This window comes from Paraburkholderia youngii, assembly GCF_013366925.1.
Lineage (GTDB): Bacteria > Pseudomonadota > Gammaproteobacteria > Burkholderiales > Burkholderiaceae > Paraburkholderia > Paraburkholderia youngii.
This window is the reverse complement of record NZ_JAALDK010000001.1, coordinates 2,211,685-2,230,001: the sequence shown is the minus strand read 5'-3', so window position 1 is coordinate 2,230,001 and position 18,317 is coordinate 2,211,685. Positions and strand designations below refer to the sequence as shown.

The 18,317-nt window shown below is 64.9% G+C and carries 14 protein-coding genes and 2 pseudogenes; 11 read left to right on the top strand and 5 right to left on the bottom strand.

The window, feature by feature from the left end; genetic code table 11:
- Together G5S42_RS10325 and G5S42_RS10320 are read right to left on the bottom strand one after the other, a co-directional pair.
- Entirely contained in the window at positions 1–417 is a 417-nt protein-coding gene (locus tag G5S42_RS10325) for a MarR family winged helix-turn-helix transcriptional regulator (protein ID WP_176106657.1), read from the bottom strand.
- Positions 418–533: 116 nt separating this feature from the next.
- Complete coding sequence (locus G5S42_RS10320) at positions 534–1,700, bottom strand: HPP family protein (protein WP_176106656.1); 1,167 nt, start codon at positions 1,698–1,700, stop codon at positions 534–536.
- A gap of 300 nt (positions 1,701–2,000) precedes the next feature.
- On the opposite strand from G5S42_RS10320, the pseudogene G5S42_RS10315 reads away from it, so the two are divergent.
- From G5S42_RS10315 to G5S42_RS10295, 5 genes and pseudogenes are all read left to right on the top strand, one after another.
- A pseudogene (locus tag G5S42_RS10315) lies at positions 2,001–2,317 on the top strand (DUF1840 domain-containing protein).
- 480 nt (positions 2,318–2,797) lie between these two features.
- Positions 2,798–3,220 (top strand): annotated as a pseudogene (locus G5S42_RS10310) (chloride channel protein); the annotation flags it as partial.
- A 177-nt stretch (positions 3,221–3,397) separates the two neighbouring features.
- Positions 3,398–3,895 carry a universal stress protein gene (locus G5S42_RS10305; protein WP_176106655.1) on the top strand — a complete coding sequence of 166 codons (498 nt, stop codon included), beginning with the start codon at positions 3,398–3,400 and terminating at the stop codon, positions 3,893–3,895.
- 62 nt (positions 3,896–3,957) lie between these two features.
- A complete protein-coding gene (locus G5S42_RS10300; RefSeq protein ID WP_013092287.1) occupies positions 3,958–4,095 on the top strand; it encodes a hypothetical protein in 138 nt (45 codons plus the stop codon).
- Between the two features lie 301 nt (positions 4,096–4,396).
- Positions 4,397–4,828: a response regulator gene (locus tag G5S42_RS10295; protein WP_176106654.1), complete on the top strand. Its 432-nt coding sequence runs from the start codon at positions 4,397–4,399 to the stop codon at positions 4,826–4,828.
- Positions 4,829–4,938: 110 nt separating this feature from the next.
- Here the strand turns inward: G5S42_RS10295 and G5S42_RS10290 are convergent, their stop codons facing one another.
- Together G5S42_RS10290 and G5S42_RS10285 are read right to left on the bottom strand one after the other, a co-directional pair.
- Positions 4,939–5,730: a DUF4410 domain-containing protein gene (locus G5S42_RS10290; protein WP_176106653.1), complete on the bottom strand. Its 792-nt coding sequence runs from the start codon at positions 5,728–5,730 to the stop codon at positions 4,939–4,941.
- A 646-nt stretch (positions 5,731–6,376) separates the two neighbouring features.
- Entirely contained in the window at positions 6,377–6,829 is a 453-nt protein-coding gene (locus G5S42_RS10285; protein WP_176106652.1) for a hypothetical protein, read from the bottom strand.
- 353 nt (positions 6,830–7,182) lie between these two features.
- Here G5S42_RS10285 and phaP point away from each other — a divergent pair, with 353 nt between their 5' ends.
- The 3 genes from phaP (at position 7,183) to G5S42_RS10270 (ending at position 9,787) form a co-directional block, all read left to right on the top strand.
- On the top strand, positions 7,183–7,608 hold the full coding sequence (gene phaP, locus G5S42_RS10280; protein ID WP_176106651.1) for a phasin family protein: 426 nt from the start codon (positions 7,183–7,185) through the stop codon (positions 7,606–7,608).
- Between the two features lie 417 nt (positions 7,609–8,025).
- On the top strand, positions 8,026–8,484 hold the full coding sequence (locus tag G5S42_RS10275) for a DUF2844 domain-containing protein (protein WP_176106650.1): 459 nt from the start codon (positions 8,026–8,028) through the stop codon (positions 8,482–8,484).
- 10 nt (positions 8,485–8,494) lie between these two features.
- Positions 8,495–9,787: a DUF3443 domain-containing protein gene (locus G5S42_RS10270; RefSeq protein ID WP_176106649.1), complete on the top strand. Its 1,293-nt coding sequence runs from the start codon at positions 8,495–8,497 to the stop codon at positions 9,785–9,787.
- A gap of 54 nt (positions 9,788–9,841) precedes the next feature.
- On the opposite strand, the gene G5S42_RS10265 is transcribed toward G5S42_RS10270, so the two are convergent.
- A complete protein-coding gene (locus G5S42_RS10265) occupies positions 9,842–10,942 on the bottom strand; it encodes a zinc-binding metallopeptidase family protein (RefSeq protein ID WP_176106648.1) in 1,101 nt (366 codons plus the stop codon).
- Positions 10,943–11,298: 356 nt separating this feature from the next.
- On the opposite strand from G5S42_RS10265, the gene G5S42_RS10260 reads away from it, so the two are divergent.
- The 3 genes from G5S42_RS10260 (at position 11,299) to G5S42_RS10250 (ending at position 18,256) form a co-directional block, all read left to right on the top strand.
- Complete coding sequence (locus G5S42_RS10260) at positions 11,299–14,709, top strand: transglutaminase family protein (protein ID WP_376776872.1); 3,411 nt, start codon at positions 11,299–11,301, stop codon at positions 14,707–14,709.
- A gap of 68 nt (positions 14,710–14,777) precedes the next feature.
- A complete protein-coding gene (locus G5S42_RS10255; RefSeq protein WP_246391922.1) occupies positions 14,778–17,369 on the top strand; it encodes a circularly permuted type 2 ATP-grasp protein in 2,592 nt (863 codons plus the stop codon).
- Entirely contained in the window at positions 17,366–18,256 is an 891-nt protein-coding gene (locus G5S42_RS10250; RefSeq protein ID WP_176106646.1) for a transglutaminase family protein, read from the top strand. The genes G5S42_RS10255 and G5S42_RS10250 overlap by 4 nt, the downstream gene beginning before the upstream one ends.
- The last annotated feature ends 61 nt before the right edge of the window (positions 18,257–18,317 follow it).

Sequence of the window (18,317 nt, the reverse complement as noted above, 5' to 3'; positions counted from 1 at the left end):
TTAGTCGAGATCGATCTGAGGAATCTGGAAGGAGCCTTCGAGCGATCTCAATTCGGCGCGATGCAGTTCCGCGAGCCGCTCGAGTACCCGTTCTCCCGCTTTTTCGATGTGTACTTCAACCTGGCGACGATCGGTTTCGCTGACCTGGCGGCGCACGAGACTCAGTGCCTCGCAGCGCGATACCAGTGCGACGACGCCGTGATGTTGCGCCTGCAGACGCTCCGCGAGTTCGCCGACGGTCGCCCAGTCGCGCTCGGGATAGCCCTTGATATGCAGCAACAACAGGTATTGCAACGGCGTGATGCCCTCGTTCTGCGCGGCCTGCTCCGAGAAGCGCTCGAAGCGCCGCATCTGGTAGCGAAACTCCGACAACTGCTCGAAATCGCTCTTGACGAGCTTGCGAGTCCGTACTTTCATGGGATATCCGCCGATGTGAAGAAACGGAAAATATATCACGGCATGATGTATTTAGGTGGATTACGGCCGTGGCAACGGCATCCCGCGGCAGGTCTCCTTGCTCTTTTAACTGAAAATCAGGCCGCCTTGCGGGCTTGGGTGGCGGTCTGCCGGTACAGGCCGGAGATCAGGTCCACCTGCGTGATCATGCCGACCACGCGCCCCCCGCGATCGAGCACCGGCACGTGGTGGTGCCCGTAGTTAGCGAACATCGGCACCAGTTCCGTGATCGGATCGGAGGCGCCGACGGTGCACACGTCGGTGGTCATCAAGCTGCCGACGTTCGACGTGCGAAGCGCATCGCCGCGCAGCCAGCCGTCGAAGTAGTTCAGGATCGGACCGAGCGCGCCGAAGCTTTTCCTGTCGACGAAATCGGCGCGCGTGACGATGCCGAGCAGCTTCTGCTTCACATCGACGACCGGCAGCGCCTTCACATTGTGGCGCCTGAACAGCTCCCATGCGGCAGCGGCGCGCGCGCCCGGCGACACCGACACGACATGGCGCGACATCACGTCTTCGCAGCGCAGTTCGTCGAAGCTGCGCGAGAAGGCCTGTAGCTGCGTTTCGCGCAGCAACGAATAGAGGTCGTCGGTGCCGATGTCGAGCATTTCGTCACGGCGTCGAAGCACGGCTTTGACGTCGTCGCGGGTGAAGCCGACGCGCGCGGCTTCGTCGGCGGCCTGATTCGGCGTCGCGCGGTCCTGGCGTCCCGCATGCGGGTAGCGGTGGCCGGTTGCCGCGTGATAGACGAGCGCCGCGAACAGCAGCGCGGCCGACTGGATCGCGATCGGTTCGAGCACGAAGCGGTAGCCGAGCGCATGAATGACCGGGCCGCCCAGCACCGCGGTCAACGCGACCGCGCCCGACGGCGGGTGCACGCAGCGCAGCGCGAACATGCCGGAGATCGACAGCGCCACCGCGAGGGCGGCCGCCAGCGTCGGATCGCCGATCAGCATCGCGCAGGTCACGCCGACCGTCGCGGACACGAGGTTGCCGCCGATGATCGACCACGGCTGCGCGAGCGGGCTCGCGGGCACGGCAAACAGCAGCACCGCGGAGGCGCCCATCGGCGCGACCAGCAGCGGAATGTTTGCAGCCGGACCGAGCAGCAGATACATCAGACCGCCGGTGAACGCGATGCCGAGCAGCGCGCCGAGGCACGAACGCGCACGCTCGTGCCATTTCACGGTGACCGGTGCGGGGAGAAAGCTGGCAAGCCAGCCGAGAGCAGGAGAGCGGGACAAGATAGGAGCGGAAAGTAGTCGATGATGCCGGGCCCGACATTACCGGGGAAACCCTGGCAACGCGAATACAGTCTGGTCATGATTATATTTCAATATGATATAAAAAGTTCTCCAACCCCCACGCGGCGCGCGAAATCTGTCGCATATCGCAGAAAGTCGAGTGCGCGCCCGACCTCCTTCGGCCTGGCTCCAAACACCGATCCGCACGTTCTTTTTTATCACGTTGTGATATAAAATGATGGCAGACCGATTGGGAGCACTCGTTGGCCGGTTGCCTGATAGACCGATAAGGGAGCCATCATGATGATCACATTTCAATCGACGGCGTCGCCGGATGCCGTCATGTGAGGGATCTCGCGCAATATCTGCTAGGCCTGATCGGCAAGCGGCTCGGCGAGCGGGGCGTCATCAGCCACGACGAGCTGGTCCACGCGATCGATCGTCTCGAAGCCGCCATCACCGAAGACGCGGCCGCGGAAACGACCCTCGAAGCATTGCACTGTTCAACGAGTAATCAACGCGAGTCGCGCAACCGGCTATCGCAGCGCGCGTGGCCGTTTCTGGACATGATGCGTGCGGCGCGTGACTCGGACGCTGACATCATCTGGGGGCTGTAGTTCGTCGAGGGAATCGCGATGAAACGATTGACGTCGCGTCGACGCTTCGCAATCCTCCTTATTTCGGTTTGCGCCGTTCCGCTTGCCCACGCGTTCTCACCTGAGCGGGAAACCGGCCGATACCAGCAGCCGATGCGCGACCCATGTGCCGCGTCGCGCGACACCGAGCTGCGAAGCAGCGTGATTGGCGTGTATGGCGGCACCGTTGTCGACCAGTTGTCCAGTGGAGCGGTGGTGCTCGTGAAATGGCCGAACGGTTCGCCGCACGAGGCATGGACCGCTCGGTCGCACAGCCATGGTTTGCCCGTCGATCCCGCGGCAAACGCTGCTCATGTTTTCTTTCTGTGGCCGGAGTCATAGCGCGGCGTTCCTGATCGCCGCGCCGAGCAACCGCATGCATTCAGGTACGGCTAATGCGTGCGCGATGCTGTTACGACGGCACACCCATTCCCTATCTCGATCCGACCATGAGGAGCGGCAGTGCAGACCCACGCGTCAAAAGGCGATTTCGCCACCGATACCCGGCTTCTGCGAATCACGGTGATTGCCGCCGTGGTCGGCCTGTTGAGCACCTTCGGCGCGGACTTCCTGCTGCACCTGATCCGCTTTTTCATCAACCTGTTCTTCTTTCAGACGCTGTCGATCGCGGACCGCTCGCCGCGCAGTCATACGCTAGGGCTGTGGGTGATCGTCGTGCCTGTAGTCGGCGGTCTGATCGTCGGGCTCATGGCGCGCTTCGGATCGGAGCAGATTCGCGGGCACGGTATTCCCGAAGCGATCGAGGCGATCCTGTTCGGCAAGAGCAAAATGTCGCCGAAGGTCGCCGTGCTGAAGCCATTGGCGTCGGCGATCGCGATCGGCAGCGGTGGACCGTTCGGCGCCGAAGGGCCGATCATCATCACACGGTTCCGGCGCATTTCGCTATTCCATGGCAGGGATTCGGTGGCCACCGAATCTCGCGAATAGTGCCTGTTTAACGGCGTTTCTGTAGGTATTTGCATGTATCGGTGTCGCGCGGTATATGTCACGAACTGACATATAATTAATTGATGACTTGCCGCGCGGCGCAAGGAGGTTCTCATGTCGAGCTTCAAGCGCATTCTTCTCTGTTACGACGGAACACGCGAAGGACAACACGCATTGAAGGACGGTGCCGCTCTAGCGCAAGACCTGAACGCGGAAGTGCACCTGCTTTCCGTGCTCAACAATACGGCGTGGATGCAGGGCGCGGACATCACGTCCGCGGTGCCGGTCGATTTCATCAACGAATCCGCCAAAGCGCTGCTCAACGAGGGCTTGCAGAAACTCGCCGCGCGCGGAATTCGCGCGACCGGTCATCTCGCGATCGGTGAACCACTCGACGAGATTCCGTTTTTCGCTAACGATCTGAAGGTCGATCTGGTCGTCGTCGGTCATCGCCGCAGTCACGGACTCGCGCGATGGTGGGGTGGCCGGCACGACGGGCTGCTGCTCGATCGCGTGACGTGCAGTGTGCTGGTGACGATGGGCGCGGCAGCTGGTGCGCCGGCCGCAGTCGCAGGCACGGGCGAGACCGAGCGGTCCGCCGAACATTCATGAGCGTTGTGTTGTTTGTGTTGAGTTGAGAGTTGTGTTGCGTTGCGTTGGCACGGAGGCACACCATGAAAGTCGTCGACGAACAGTTCAATCATCCCCAGCCCGTCAAGCACAGCGATAACGAAAAGAGCAAGCTGCCGCAGCGCGCCGCCGATGCGCAGCGGCCGAAGAAGAAACCCGAAGGCGAGCCGCCGGTCGAGTGACGCGGGGCGGCACCACGCCGTTCAATCCGCGCGTGAATGCTAAAACGCTGCCAGGCCCGAAAGCCTGGCAGCGTTTTAGTCATGCATGCGAGTCGCCCGGCCCGATTATCGTTCAAATGCGAATCGTTCTTATTGAAGAACTGCGGGAGAACTGCAGAAGAACTGCGACGATTTACCGGACAGATGGCAAAAGTGGGTGTTTCTGATGGCGTCATGACGCCGTGATGCGCGGGTTTGACGGCACCGCGAGGACGGTACAGCGTTTGCTACCGCCCAAAGGTTTAACCGCAGGCCGCCATACATGTCACGAAATTCGACTACCTGCCAGAGATGGAGCGCCCGAGAGGTCCAGCTATTGCACGACGTGCCGCGCGTGCTCGTCGTCGACGACAACGAGAGCGCCGCCGAAGCGCTTGCCACCTGGCTGTCCTACGAGGGCGTCGAGGCGCGCGCCGCGACCGGCTGCACGGCGGCGCTGCGCTGCGTGCGCAACTGGGTTCCCGACGTCGTCGTACTCGACATCATGATGCCGGAGCGCGATGGCTACGAAACGGCGAGCGCGCTGCGCCGCTATCTGCCGACGCACAGCCTCGGCATCGTCGCGTTCACGTCGTTGGACGAAGATCATGTGAGGGAAACCGGCCGCGAGCGTCACAATTTCGACGGCTATTGCCAGAAGGGCACCGCGCCTGCCGCGCTGCTCGCATTGTTGCGAGGGCTGTGGCGCGGATGAAGACGGCGCTCGCGTCGACAAAAAACGCGGCGGCGTGGACATCTCTCCACACCGCCGGGCTTGTCAACCGTGCTTTTCAGTCGGGCCCGCAAGCCGCCGCGCTCAATCGCTCAGCTCTTCCGCGCGGCCGGCATCCAGCCGGCTTCGACACCGAACTGCGCGATCTGTTTCGCGACCGCATCGGCTAGGCGCTTTGCATCGTCCGACACACCCGCGCGCTTCGTTTCGGTCACGCCGTGCAGGCCCGCGCCGGCCGCTGCCGCGGTCGCGACGGTGCCGGCCGCCGCGCCGACTCCGGCGGTTTCGACCATGCCCGGCATCTTGCCGCTGTCCGCGTTGGCCGTGAAGCTCTGCACGACGCGCGGCGCGCCCACAGCGGGTTGGTAGACGATCTGCACCGCGCTGCTCACCTCGCTCTTGCCCGCGCCGAGCCCGATCAGCGTGCGGCGGCGGCGATTGCCGGCGTCGATCGTCTCGAAGCTGCCTTGCACGAGCAGCACGTTCTGGCCGGCGGGCACCGGCGCGTCGGTGCGCACCGCGTGCAGACCCATCGCCTGCAGCTGATGGACGATCTCGTCGGCGACCTGCTCGCGCACCTTGGTGGCATCGGTAATCTGCTTCTGCGCGTCCGACGAACCCGACATCTGCGTCTTCAGTTTCTGCAGCATGCCGCTGTTATCGAGCTTGACCTGCTGCGGATCGGCATCGAACGTGTACACGTAGATCGTGTCAGGATGCATCGTCGACTGCGTGCCTGCGCCGGCCGTCGCGGACGTGCTCGTCGCGCTCAGATTCGTGACGCTGGCGCCGGCGCAGCCGCTCAGCAGCGCGCTGCCGCACACGAGTGCCATGCAGGTGAAACGGGCGGCGTTCTTTTTGATGAAGTTCACTGAAGTCAACATGATGATCCTGTCGTCGGCACGCGGTGCCAGTGGGTTCGAGTCCATCGCCGATGATCGGGCAACCGTGGGATCGTCGATCATCGGCGAAGGGATTCGCACGTGAAGCCTTTCGATCTCATGCGTCTGTGATTCGTCACGCACCGGCAGCGAACGAAGTATGGGCGAGCGGGCCGCCGAACTCCATTCAACAATTATTTCGAGCGATGTCACGGCGACATGAAGGCGCGAAGCGCGAGGAGCCGCGGCGACGCGCGACACGAAACGGCGGGGAGCGGGATGAAGAAGAGAAAAGGCGCGGACGTCGGGCCGCCGATCAGTTCAAAGCGAGCTTGACGATGCAGCACAGCACGAACACGAGCAGGGCGGCGGCAATGGCCATGTCCATTGGATAGCGCATTCCTTCACCCTGTCCTGACGTTGCGGAGCTCCTATCGTAATCACCTGACGGAAGATGAAAAGCGTCAGTGAAGCGCCAATGTGGGACAGGCAACGAAGTCCCGCGTAGCCGCACGTAGCGGGGCTGCGGGAGCGCTTCACCTATCGGCGAGAGGCAGCGGTGGACCGATCGCTCGATTGCGCCCGCATGCTCCGGCGCAAAAAAAGTGCCGCGTGGCGGGGCGCTCCATTCGCAACTCGCGATGAAGATTTATTGCGCTTGCGCCGCCGGCTCACCCGGCGGCGTGCCATGCGGCGCCTTGTTCGCAATAGCGAGATCTTCGGCGAGACTCGTGCGCAGTGTCGCGATAGCTTGCTCGGGATTGGCGGGCTTCAGCTGCTCGCGCGCCAGCGAGTCGTACACGTAGTGACGCAGCATCGGGTCCTGGGTCTTGTTCAGCACGTCGTGGTAGACCGCGACGATCTCGCCTTGACGGCCGCTCAGCGCATACAGACGGCGCAGTTGTTCGAGATCGTTGATCACCGCGAAAGCTGGACTCGGATGACCCATCATCGGACCATGCCCCGGCGGCCCGTCGCCGCGCGGACCGCCGTCGTGCATCGCGGCGGGCGGGGGCGGTGGCATGCCGTCGTCGGCAAGCGCGGCCGTTGCGATGATGCCAAGAACCGCGGCCACGGCCGCGCTGAGGATTGCTTTTCTCATGATGTCGCTCCCAGCGAAAACAGCGCCGGCGCCACGATGGACCGGCTCCTCGTAACGATAGTCGACACGCTGATCCACCGGGTTACGAAAGCCATTCAGTAACTTTCCGAGCCTTTCGAAGCATGCGCATACATCTCGACGCGACGCACGTCATCGCGCACGCGTTTGCGTCAGGGTGAGCGCCGCTGGCGCAACGCAGCCGGATAGCGCATGATTGCTGCGATGTGCCGTGCGACCCCCAAAAGCACGTCGCCGTGGCGGCACGCGCGGCACACGCAGCCGCCGGCATCGGCGTCGCGCCTGGTGTGGGCGGCGCAGAGGCGATGAGTCTTCAACCGCAAGGAGGATTTCGCATGGACCGACCCGATGCAGCCAATCCGTTTGGCGATCTGACCAAAATGCTGGAACAGTTCAAGCTCCCCGGCTTCGACGTACCCGCCATCATGGAAGCACGCCGCAAGGACATGGAAGCGCTGGTTCAGGCGAATCAGACAGCATTCCAGGGGATGCAGTCGCTCGCGCAGAAACAGGCCGAGATGCTGCGCAGCACGCTGGGCGAGTTGCAGGCGCTGACTGCGCAACTCACCGCGGCCGGCGCCGCGCCGTCGAGCAAAACCGCGGAGCTGATCCAGCAGAGCCTGCACAAATCGCTCGCCGATATGCAGCAGCTCGCGCAAGCCGCCTATCAGACGCAGGCGGAGTCGTATGCGGTGATCGCGAAACGCGTAGAGGAGAATGTGCAGGAACTGAAGTCGCTTCTTCAGCAGCAGAAGAAGTAGCGCACGCCGCGAGTTCCGAACCATCTATGTCGCGGAGGGCCGTCAAGCCCTCCGCGATTTTTTTGCCCGTTATTCGGTAGACGCTTACATCGATAAAAAAACGCTGCCCTGATTCACAGCTTCTACGCATGACGACCGAAATTTCCGCAGCCTGCTGCTTCTAAATATCAGAAGAAAACCAAGGCATTGTCGCCAAAAGACTTTGTCCGCACTGATCGAACGTAGTCGAACGATCCAGCAACCTCCAAAGGCTCGAATCGCGCAGCAAACGATTGCCGCGCGCCATTCCCCTGACTTAAAGTTTCGCCCCGCCTTTCCGTAGACGCATTCACGCAGCCCAACCGGCGTGAAGGCAGCCCGGCCTAGCCGGTCAGGTGTGCGCCCTCGTTTCGCGTTTTCACCTGGGAAGGAAATCTCTTGAATCCGAAGCTTCTTACCCGCATTGCCTGCGCAGTGCTCGGGGCATGCTGCGCGTTGCCGTTCGCCGCGCACGCGACGCTCGGCCAGAACGCCAGCACCGTCGACGGCGATCAGACGCGCCTGCACGCAGTCGCTCATGCGGCCAGCGCGCAGGGCGCCTATTCGGTGCACGCGCTGACGCTGCCGTCCGGCACCCAGGTGCGCGAATTCGTGGCGGCCAACGGCATCGTGTTCGGCGTCGCGTGGGATGGCCCGACGCTGCCCGATCTGAAGGCGATGCTCGGCGCATCGTTCGACGTCTACGTCGCCGCCAGCGCGACGCGTCGCGGCGTGCCGCTCGCGGTGTCGAACAGCGATCTCGTAGTGTTCTCGAGCGGCCATCTGCGCGCCTTCACCGGCTACGCGTATCTGCCGCAGGCGGTGCCGGGGGGCGTCGATGTCAGCGTCATTCAATAACGGAGCGAACATGCGATCCAGGTCTTCGTGGATGACTCGGCTGGGCGCGACGCCCGTCGTGGTTCTGGCGCTGCTGCTGAGCGCGTGCGGCGGCGGGGGTGGTGGTGGCGGCAGCGCGAGCACCACGGCCAATTCGAGCTCGTCCGGGAGTTCGACCGGCTCATCGGGTTCGACCGTGACCAATACGTCGCCGTCGCCGCAGGTGCTGGCCGCCAACGCGGTGCGCGTGACGGTCGACTCGGGCATCAGCAACGTGCCGAACATGCCGTTCGTCAGCATCACGATCTGCGCGCCCGGCACCGGTAATTGCCAGACGATCGATCACGTGCTCGTCGATACCGGCTCGTGGGGCGTGCGCGTGTTCGCATCGCAACTGCCGGCGTCGATGAGCCTGCCGCAGCAGAAGGACGGCGCGGGCAATTCCGTCGCCGAATGCATGCAGTTCTTCGACGGCTATACGTGGGGCGCGGTGAAGCTCGCCGATGTGCAGATCGCCGGCGAGAAAGCCGCGTCGCTGCCAATCCAGCTGATCGATCCGGGCTACGCATCGCTGCCGGGCGATTGCGCGGCCGTCGGCGCGCCGCGCAATACGCCGGCCAGCTTGCAGGCGAACGGCATTCTCGGCATCGGCGTGTTCAAGCACGACTGCGGCGCGAGCTGCGTGCAGCAGGCGATTCCCGCGACCTACTACGGTTGCAGCGGCGCCAACTGCACGTCGATACCGCTCGCGGAAACGTATCAGGTCGCCAATCCGGTGCCGTACTTCGCGACCGACAACAACGGCTCGGTGCTCAGTCTGCCGACCGTGTCGGGCGGTGCGCCATCGGTGTCGGGGAAACTCGTGTTCGGCATCGGCACGCAGGGCAACAATGCGCTCGGCGCGGCGCAGGTTATCGGCGTGAGTCCGTCGAATGGCACGTTCACGACGGTGCAGAACGGCACCACGTACACGCGCAGCATTGTGGACAGCGGCTCGACGGGACTCTTCTTTCAGACCACCTCGATGCCGGCCTGCGCGAGTCCGAACAGCGCGTATTACTGCCCGACTTCGACGCAGCAGTTGAGCGCGATGATCGAAGGTGTGAACGGCACGACGAGCGCGGTAACGTTCAGCGTCGGCAATGCGATGTCGATCGCGCAGACTTATAGCGGCGACTCGGCATTGCCGCTGCTCGCGGGACCGGCGTTCGTGACATCGACGGTGTTCGATTGGGGGCTGCCGTTCTTTTATGGCCGCAACGTCTATGCGGCGATCGAGCAGCAGTCGACGCCGGGTGGGAAGGGGCCTTATGTGGCGTACTGAAGCGATGACCGTGTGATGAAAGCCCGCTGCCGGTTGATCCGCCAGCGGGCTCTTTTATGCGCTCATGTGCTCGCGGTCGCTCCGGTTGTCGCGCTTGCCGCCCGCCGCCGCGATCACCCGATGCACGAAGCGCAGCTTGTCGACCACCGGCGCGGCGAGCGTGAACGGATAGCCGTCGGGCATGCCCAGACTGCGGTTCAGGCTGTTCAGCGCGTACGTGAGTGGAAACCAGCGCTTCATCAGATTGCCGAAGCTCGCATCCTCGACCGGCGTGCGGTCGGTCAGCGTCGGCTCGCTCGGATCGTCGGGCAGCAGCGCGAGTCCGTACGACGTCGAGGTATCGAGCACATCGACGATCAGCAGATAGTGCGCCCACGTCTCCGCCCAGTCTTCCCACGGATGCATCGTTGCGTACGCGCTGATGTACGACGCCTGCCAGTCGGCCGGCGCACCGTCGCGATAGTAGTCGTTCAGCGCTTCGCCGTAGTCGGCCTGCTCGTCGCCGAACAGCTTGCGAAACGGTTCGAGCCAGCGCGGCTCGTTTTCGATCAGCTGGCTGAAGAAGTAGTGGCCGGTCTCGTGGCGGAAGTGGCCGAGCAGCGTGCGGTACGGCTCGCCCATCGCGGTGCGCACTTTCTCGCGATGCGCGTCGTCGGCCTCGGCGATGTTCAGCGTGATCAGCCCGTTGTCGTGACCGGTCATCACCGGCTCGCCATCGCCGCCGTCGGCGAGAAATTCGAAGGCGAGACCGCGCTCGGGGTCCGCGTCGCGCGATTGCACATCGAGGCCGAGTTCGCCCAGTGTGTACAGCAGGCGCCGTTTCGCGACTTCGAGCCGGTACCAGTAGAGCCGGTTTTCCGGTTCGCTCAGGTTCGGAATCGTGCGAGTCAACTGACAGGCGCGGCACAGCGTATCGGGCGAATCGGCGGGGATCATCCAGTTGCAGACGTTTTCGACCGCGTAGTTGTGGCATTGCCGGAACAGCGCGCCGTTGGCCTCCGGATGCAGGCTGCGCCAGCGGCCGTCGCCGGCGTCTTCGAACGCGCTGATTTCGCGCAGTTCGGGGAGATAGCCGAGCAGCGACTCGCAGCGCTCGCAGCGGACGTTCTCGTAGAACAACAATTGCGCGCAGCGATTGCAGTGGAAGGTTTTCATCGGGCCGGCCTTGTGATTAGTGCGATGTCGGTTGCGGTGACGAACGATCGCAATCTTCATGCCGCGATTGCCAGACGTCACCGCTTTAACGCACAGTACGGTCATGATCGTGCATCGGTGCTGCGCCGCTTTGGTGCACGGTCCGACGTAGCCCAACGGCAAGACAACAGATACGCAAAACGCACACGCAATTCAGGCAACACCAAACGATTCACGCGGGTTTTGTCCAACAACGGCATAGAGCTTGCTTTTTTGGCGGGCTGCACCTTTCGTCGAGGAGTCCGGAGTGTCCATACGCGTCGCCTTGCGTTACTCATTACCGCTACGACAGACTGGTTACGCTGTCGCCCCAGGTCGTGAGGCTGCGGCCCGCGCCGCATTGCCGTACGCCGATTCTGTCGTACTCGATGCGCATCGAACCCGCGAGACACTTCATCAACTGGCAGCAGGACGCGTTCGCCAACTATCAGGCGCGGCTGGTGTTTCCCGAGCAGACGCGCGAGTTCAAGGTGAGCGTCGATCTGGTCGCCGAGATGGCCGTCTACAACCCGTTCGACTTTTTTCTGGAACCATCGGCCGAGCGGTTTCCGTTCGACTACGCGCCGGAACTCGCAGCCGAACTCGCGCCCTACTGCGTGAAACGGCCGATGACGCCGCGCTTCGCCGAGTTCGTCGCGAGCATCGACCGCGCGCCGGCCGGCACCGCGAACTTCCTGGTGGCGCTGAACCAGCGGCTGCAACGCGAAATTCGCTATCTGATCCGGATGGAGCCGGGCGTTCAGTCGCCCGAGGAAACCCTGGTCAACGCGTCGGGCTCGTGCCGCGATACGGGCTGGCTGCTCGTCGAGACGCTGCGGCAACTGGGCTTCGCGGCGCGCTTCGTGTCCGGCTATCTGCTGCAGCTCGCGCCCGACGTCAAATCGATCGACGGCCCGAGCGGCACCGAGGTCGACTTCACCGACCTGCACGCGTGGTGCGAGGTCTATCTGCCGGGCGCGGGCTGGATCGGGCTCGATCCGACCTCGGGGCTGCTCGCCGGCGAAGGCCATATTCCGGTTGCCTGCACGCCGGAGCCGGGCAGCGCGGCGCCGATCTCGGGCGCGGTCGACGAATGCGAGGTCGAATTCGGACACACGATGTCGATCGAACGCGTGCTGGAGTCGCCGCGCGTCACGAAGCCGTACAGCGAAGCCGCTTGGCACGACGTGCTGAAGATGGGCGCGCGGGTCGACTATGAACTCACCGACATGGATGTGCGACTGACGATGGGCGGCGAGCCGACCTTCGTGTCGGTGCGCGATCGCGATGCCGCCGAATGGAACACCGACGCGCTTGGACCCACCAAGCGCGGCTACGCGGTCGCGCTGATGGACCGATTGCGCGAGCGCTACGGCGCGAACGGCTTCCTGCATATCGGCCAGGGCAAGTGGTATCCGGGCGAGCAACTGCCGCGCTGGGCGATGTCGCTGTACTGGCGCGCCGACGGCGAACCATGCTGGCGCAACCCGGCCTTGTTCGCCGATGAACGGGAGCCTGGCCGCTACACGGCCGGCGACGCGCAACGGTTCATCGCGCATCTGGCGGCGAAGCTGTCGCTCGACGCGGACTGCATCCAGCCCGGCTACGAGGACACCTGGTACTACCTGTGGCGCGAGCGTCGCCTGCCGGTCAACGTCGATCCATTCGACGCGCGCCTCGACGACGAGCTCGAACGCGTGCGGCTGCGGCGCGTGTTCGACGCCGGGCTCGCGAGTCCGGCCGGCTACGTGTTGCCGCTCGGCCGCGAGCGCGGCGCGCCGGGCATCGGGCCGAAGTGGATCACGGGCCGCTGGTTCTTCCGCGACGAACGCATGTATCTGATCCCCGGCGATTCACCGATGGGCTACCGGCTGCCGCTCGATTCGCTGCCGTGGGTGTCGAAGACCGACTATCCGTATCAGCACGCGCACGATCCGTTCGCGCCGCCGCAGCCGTTGCGCACGGCCGCGCAGTTGCGCGTGCAGTACGAAGGCGGGCGCGAGAGCCGGCAGATCGCCGAGGAACAGACCAGCGCGCGGCAGGCGGCCGCGCTGTCGCTGTCGGCGGCCGATCTGTTGAGCGGCATGCCGCAAGGCGGCGTGCTCGCGTATGCGCCGCCGCGCCATGACGAAGCGCTGCCGGCGCGTGGCGAATCGTCGAAGGACACGCTGCGCACCGCGGTGTGCGTCGAAGCGCGCGACCCGAAGCGCGCGGCCGGCCCGAAAGCCGAAGCCGATTCCTTCGGCAGCGGCCGCACGCTGCTGCACGTGTTCATGCCGCCGCTGACCGATCTCGACGACTATCTCGACCTGCTTGCCGCGGTCGAAGCGACGGCCGGGGAGCTGAAGATGCAGATCGTGCTCGAAGGCTATCCGCCGCCGCGCGATCCGCGCCTGAAGGTGCTGCAGGTGACGCCGGACCCCGGCGTGATCGAAGTCAACATTCATCCGGCCGCGAACTGGGACGAGCTCGTCGATCACACCGAGTACCTGTATCAGTCGGCCGCGCACAGCTATCTGAGCAGCGAGAAGTTCATGCTCGACGGGCGCCACACCGGCACCGGCGGCGGCAATCACTTCGTGCTCGGCGGCGCGACGCCGGCCGACAGCCCGTTCCTGCGGCGGCCCGACCTGCTCGCGAGCCTGATCGCGTACTGGCACAACCATCCGTCGCTGTCGTATCTGTTTTCGGGGCTGTTCATCGGACCGACGAGCCAGGCACCGCGCGTCGACGAAGCGCGCAACGACCAGGTCTACGAACTCGAAATCGCGTTTGCCGAGTTGCAACGGCAGGTCGATCTGCTCGGCGGCCGCGATAGCGGCAACCTGCCGCCGTGGATGATCGATCGCGCGCTGCGCAACATCCTGATCGACGTGACCGGCAACACGCACCGCGCCGAGTTCTGCATCGACAAGCTGTATTCGCCCGACGGACCCGCAGGCCGCCTCGGTCTGCTGGAACTGCGCGCCTTCGAGATGCCGCCGCACGCGCGCATGAGTCTGGTGCAGCAATTGCTGCTGCGCGCACTGGTCGCGCGATTCTGGCGCATGCCGTACACGCGGCGGCTCACGCGTTGGGGCACCGAGCTGCACGACCGCTTCCTGCTCGGCACCTTCGTAAGGATGGATTTCGACGACGTGCTCGCCGAACTCGGCGAAGCGGGCTTCGCCTTCGATAGCGCGTGGTTCGCGCCGCACTTCGAATTCCGCTTTCCGCTCGTCGGCGAGATGACGCTGAGCGGCATCGACCTGACGATCCGCAACGCGCTCGAACCGTGGCACGTGATGGGCGAGGAGGGCTCCCCCGGCGGCACGGTGCGCTATGTCGATTCGTCGGTCGAGCGGCTCGAGGTGCGCGCGCTCGGGTTGAACGGCAATCGTCACGTGCTGAGCGTCAACGGCGTGCCGGCGCCGCTGCAACCGACCGGCCGCGTCAGCGAGTACGTGGCCGGCGTGCGTTTTCGCGCTTGGGCGCAATCATCGGCGCTGCATCCGACGATCGGCGTGCACGCGCCGCTCACGTTCGACCTCGTCGACACCTGGAGCGGCCGCTCACTCGGCGGATGCCAGTATCATGTCGCTCATCCGGGCGGGCGCAACTATCAGACCTTCCCGGTCAACGCCTACGAGGCGGAAAGCCGGCGGCGCGCGCGTTTCTTCGCGTCGGGTCATACGCCGGGACCGCTCGCCGTGGGCCGACCGCAACGCAGCCTCGAGTTTCCCTTCACGCTCGATCTGCGCCACAGTTGAACAACACGCATCGCTGACATCACACGACCTTGGCCTTTCAATCGACCTTGCCCTTCGAAGCGTCCGCGATGCCGGCGGACGCTTCGTCCCTATTGCGGTTGCTGCCGGGTCATGACGGACATTGGGACGAGCTGCGCGACGCGTCGGGCGCGCTGCGCGAGCCGTGGCGGCAGTTCTTCGCGCTGCTCGACGAGGACGGCGTGGCGCGGCTCGCGGACCATCACGCGTCGATCGCGCAGCAGATCCGCGATAACGACATCAGCTACAACGTCTACGCGGACAACGGCAAGTCGCGGCCCTGGGCGCTCGACCTGCTGCCGTTCCTGATCAGCGAGGCCGAGTGGGCGCAGCTCGAGCGCGGCGTCGCGCAGCGCGCGCGTCTGCTCAACGCGATCGTCGCCGATATCTACGGACCGCGGACGCTGCTCGAACATGGACAACTGCCGCCCGCGCTGGTGTTCGGCCATCCCGGCTATCTGCGTTCGGTGAAGGGCTTCACGCCGGCCGGTGGCCAGTATCTGCAGGTCGTCGCGCTCGATCTCGCGCGCACGCCGGGCGGCGAGTGGAGCGTGATCGCGCATCGCACCGAGGCGCCGTCCGGTCTCGGCTACGCGCTCGAAAACCGCCTGATCGTGTCGACGCTGCTCGCCGAGCCGTTCCGCTCGCTGCGCGTGAGCCGGCTTGCGCCGCTCTATTCGCAACTGATCGCGACGCTCGTGCAGGCCGCGCAAGCGACGATGCGCGACGAGGAAAGCGCCGACGCTTCACCGCATATCGCGCTGCTCACGCCGGGGCCGTACAGCGAAACCTATTTCGAGCATGTGTTTCTCGCGCGCTATCTCGGCGTCACGCTGGTCGAAGGCAAGGATCTGACCGTGCGCGGCGACCGGCTCTATCTGAAGACCCTGGCAGGCCTCGAACGCGTGCACGTCGTGCTGCGCCGTCTCGACGACGCGTTCTGCGACCCGGTCGAGCTGCGCGCCGATTCGACGATCGGCGTGCCCGGGCTGTTGCAGGTGATGCGCGCGGGCAACGTGATCGTGTCGAACGTGCCGGGCTCGGGGTTCGCCGAGTCGCCGGCGTTGCACGGTTTCATGCCCGGTATCGCCGAAGCGTTGCTCGGCGAAGAGCTGCTGCTGCCCGGCGTGCCGACCTGGTGGTGCGGCGAACAGGCCGCGCGCGAGCATGCGTTCGCGCATCTGGACGACGCGTTCATCGTGCCGACCTGGCCGCTCGCGGGACGCGATGCGCCGCCCGGCATCGAACGGGGCCGACAGCCGCTCGCGGCATGGCGCGAGCGTATCGACGCGTTGCCCGACGCGTTCACGATCCAGCAGGAGCAGCGCTTTTCCTGCACGCCGCGCTACGAGGAGGGCACGATCGGCGGGCGGCCGTCGGTGCTGCGCGTCTATGCGATCGCCGACGTCGACGGGGGCTGGCACGTGATGCCGGGCGGCTTCACCCGCATGGCCGCCGAGCGTCAGACCACGGTATCGATGCAGCATGGCGGCAGCAGCGTAGATACCTGGGTGCTGTCGAGCCAGCCAAGCTCTACGTTCACGCTGCTGCCTTCGCCGATGCAGCCCGCCGACCTCACGCGCAAGCGTCGCACGGTATCGAGCCGCGCCGCCGAGAACCTGTTCTGGGCGGGCCGCTACGGCGAGCGCGCGGAAAACAATGTGCGGTTGCTGCGGCTGATTCTCGGCTCGCTCGAAGGCAACGACGCCGACGCGATGTTCGCGACGCTGGTCGAACTCGCGACATGGTGCGGCCTCGTGCAGCCTGGCGACCTGGCGTCGCCGCACGGGCCGGCCTCGCCGCAGACCTTCGAGCGTGCGCTCGTCGCGAATCTCGGCGAGAGCGCGGGCAGTGTCAGCATCAGCCAGAACCTCAACTGCCAGGCGCGCGCGAACGGCGAGGTGCGCGGGCGGTTGTCGAATGATCATTGGCGCATGATCCTCGCGGCGCGCAACGACTTTCAGGATGCGTTGCAGGTGTTGCTGCCTGCCGTGGGCGCAGGCAACGGCGGCGCGGGCGCCACGAGCACCGGCAGTGCGTTCGATCGCTACGATCGCGTGACGCTCGCGAACGCGCTCGAACATCTGTCGGTGCAACTGTCGGCGATCAGCGGCGCGCAGGGCGACCGCATGACGCGCGATGAAGCGTGGCGGCTGCTGTTCGTCGGGCGTCATATCGAACGCGTCGCGACGATGGCCGCGTTCATGCGCGGCGTCGCCGCGAACGGCCAACTCGCGACGCCGGCCGGCTTCGATCTGCTGCTGCAGATGTTCGACAGCACGCTCACGTATCGCTCGCTGTACCCGGGCCGTTTCGAAGTGCCCGCGCTGCTCGATCTGCTCGTCATCGAACCGCACAATCCGCGCGGCATTTACGGCGTGTACGAGCGGCTGCGCAACAAGCTCGACGAGATCGCCGTCGCGGCGGGCAGCGTGCGGCATCGGCCGTTCGCGGAGTTGCTGCCGCCGGTCGAGATGCTGCCGTCGCTGGGATCGCTGTGCGAGGTCGACGAACACGGCTCGTATGGCAAGCTGATTGCGCTGTGCGATCAGATCGGCGGCTTCGCCAATGCGGCCGCGCATGAAATCAGCGCGCGCTATTTCAGTCACGCGACCACGGTCGCCTCGCAGGTGTGGGTATGAAGCACGCGTCGACGGTGCTGTCGGTTTCGCATCGCACTACCTACCATTACTCGACGTATGTCGAAACCGCGCAGCATCTGGCGACGATCCGGCCGCTCGCGTGTCCGTGGCAGCGCGTGATCTCGCGCAGCGAGCGGATCGAGCCGGAGCCGTCGTATAGGCATAGCCGCATCGACGCGTTCGGCAACGACGTGCTGTATTTCGCGCTCGATACACCGCACGAGCGTCTGCAACTCGTCAGCGAGACCACGGTGGCGCTGACGCCGCGCTGGACCGACCTCGACGCCGAGGCCACGCCGCCTTGGGAGACGGTGGCCGAGGCGCTACGGTTTCGCGTGGGCGGCGCGTTCCGTCCAGAGGCGGAGTATTGCTTCGCGTCGCCCAATATCGCGCTGCGACCTTCTTTGCGCGCCTATGCGTTGCCGAGCTTCACTCCCGGCCGGCCGCTAGTTGTAGGTGCGATCGATCTGATGCATCGCATTCACGAGGACTTCGCGTACAAGCCGTCGGCGACGCTGTTTGATACGCCGGCCGAACGCGCATTCGAACTGAAGAGCGGCGTGTGCCAGGATTTCGCGCAGGTGATGATCGGCTGCCTGCGCTCGCTCGGTTTGCCCGCGCGCTACGTCAGCGGCTATCTGCGCAACGATCCGCCGCCGGGCCATCCGCGTCTGATTGGCGCGGATGCTTCGCACGCGTGGGTGTCGGTGCATTGTCCGGCCAGCGGCTGGATCGATCTCGATCCGACCAATGACGTGCTCGCCGATCTCGATCATGTGACGCTCGCGATCGGGCGCGATTACAGCGATGTGTCGTTGCTGCGCGGGACGATTCTCGGCGGCGGCGCGCATCGGATGGAAGTGGGCGTGACGGTGCTGGCGTTGTGAAGCGGGCGCGCTCGTTGCCGGTATTCGACTGAGTTCGGCCATAATGGAGAAAACGTCGCCG

What these genes read in the sequence shown, in the direction of transcription:
- G5S42_RS10325 (WP_176106657.1), bottom strand. Translation starts at nt 417, where the DNA reads ATGAAAGTACGGACTCGCAAGCTCGTCAAGAGCGATTTCGAGCAGTTG.
- G5S42_RS10305 (WP_176106655.1), top strand. Translation starts at nt 3,398, where the DNA reads ATGTCGAGCTTCAAGCGCATTCTTCTCTGTTACGACGGAACACGCGAA.
- G5S42_RS10300 (WP_013092287.1), top strand. Translation starts at nt 3,958, where the DNA reads ATGAAAGTCGTCGACGAACAGTTCAATCATCCCCAGCCCGTCAAGCAC.
- G5S42_RS10295 (WP_176106654.1), top strand. Translation starts at nt 4,397, where the DNA reads ATGTCACGAAATTCGACTACCTGCCAGAGATGGAGCGCCCGAGAGGTC.
- G5S42_RS10290 (WP_176106653.1), bottom strand. Translation starts at nt 5,730, where the DNA reads ATGTTGACTTCAGTGAACTTCATCAAAAAGAACGCCGCCCGTTTCACC.
- G5S42_RS10285 (WP_176106652.1), bottom strand. Translation starts at nt 6,829, where the DNA reads ATGAGAAAAGCAATCCTCAGCGCGGCCGTGGCCGCGGTTCTTGGCATC.
- phaP (WP_176106651.1), top strand. Translation starts at nt 7,183, where the DNA reads ATGGACCGACCCGATGCAGCCAATCCGTTTGGCGATCTGACCAAAATG.
- G5S42_RS10270 (WP_176106649.1), top strand. Translation starts at nt 8,495, where the DNA reads ATGCGATCCAGGTCTTCGTGGATGACTCGGCTGGGCGCGACGCCCGTC.
- G5S42_RS10265 (WP_176106648.1), bottom strand. Translation starts at nt 10,942, where the DNA reads ATGAAAACCTTCCACTGCAATCGCTGCGCGCAATTGTTGTTCTACGAG.
- G5S42_RS10255 (WP_246391922.1), top strand. Translation starts at nt 14,778, where the DNA reads ATGCCGGCGGACGCTTCGTCCCTATTGCGGTTGCTGCCGGGTCATGAC.
- G5S42_RS10250 (WP_176106646.1), top strand. Translation starts at nt 17,366, where the DNA reads ATGAAGCACGCGTCGACGGTGCTGTCGGTTTCGCATCGCACTACCTAC.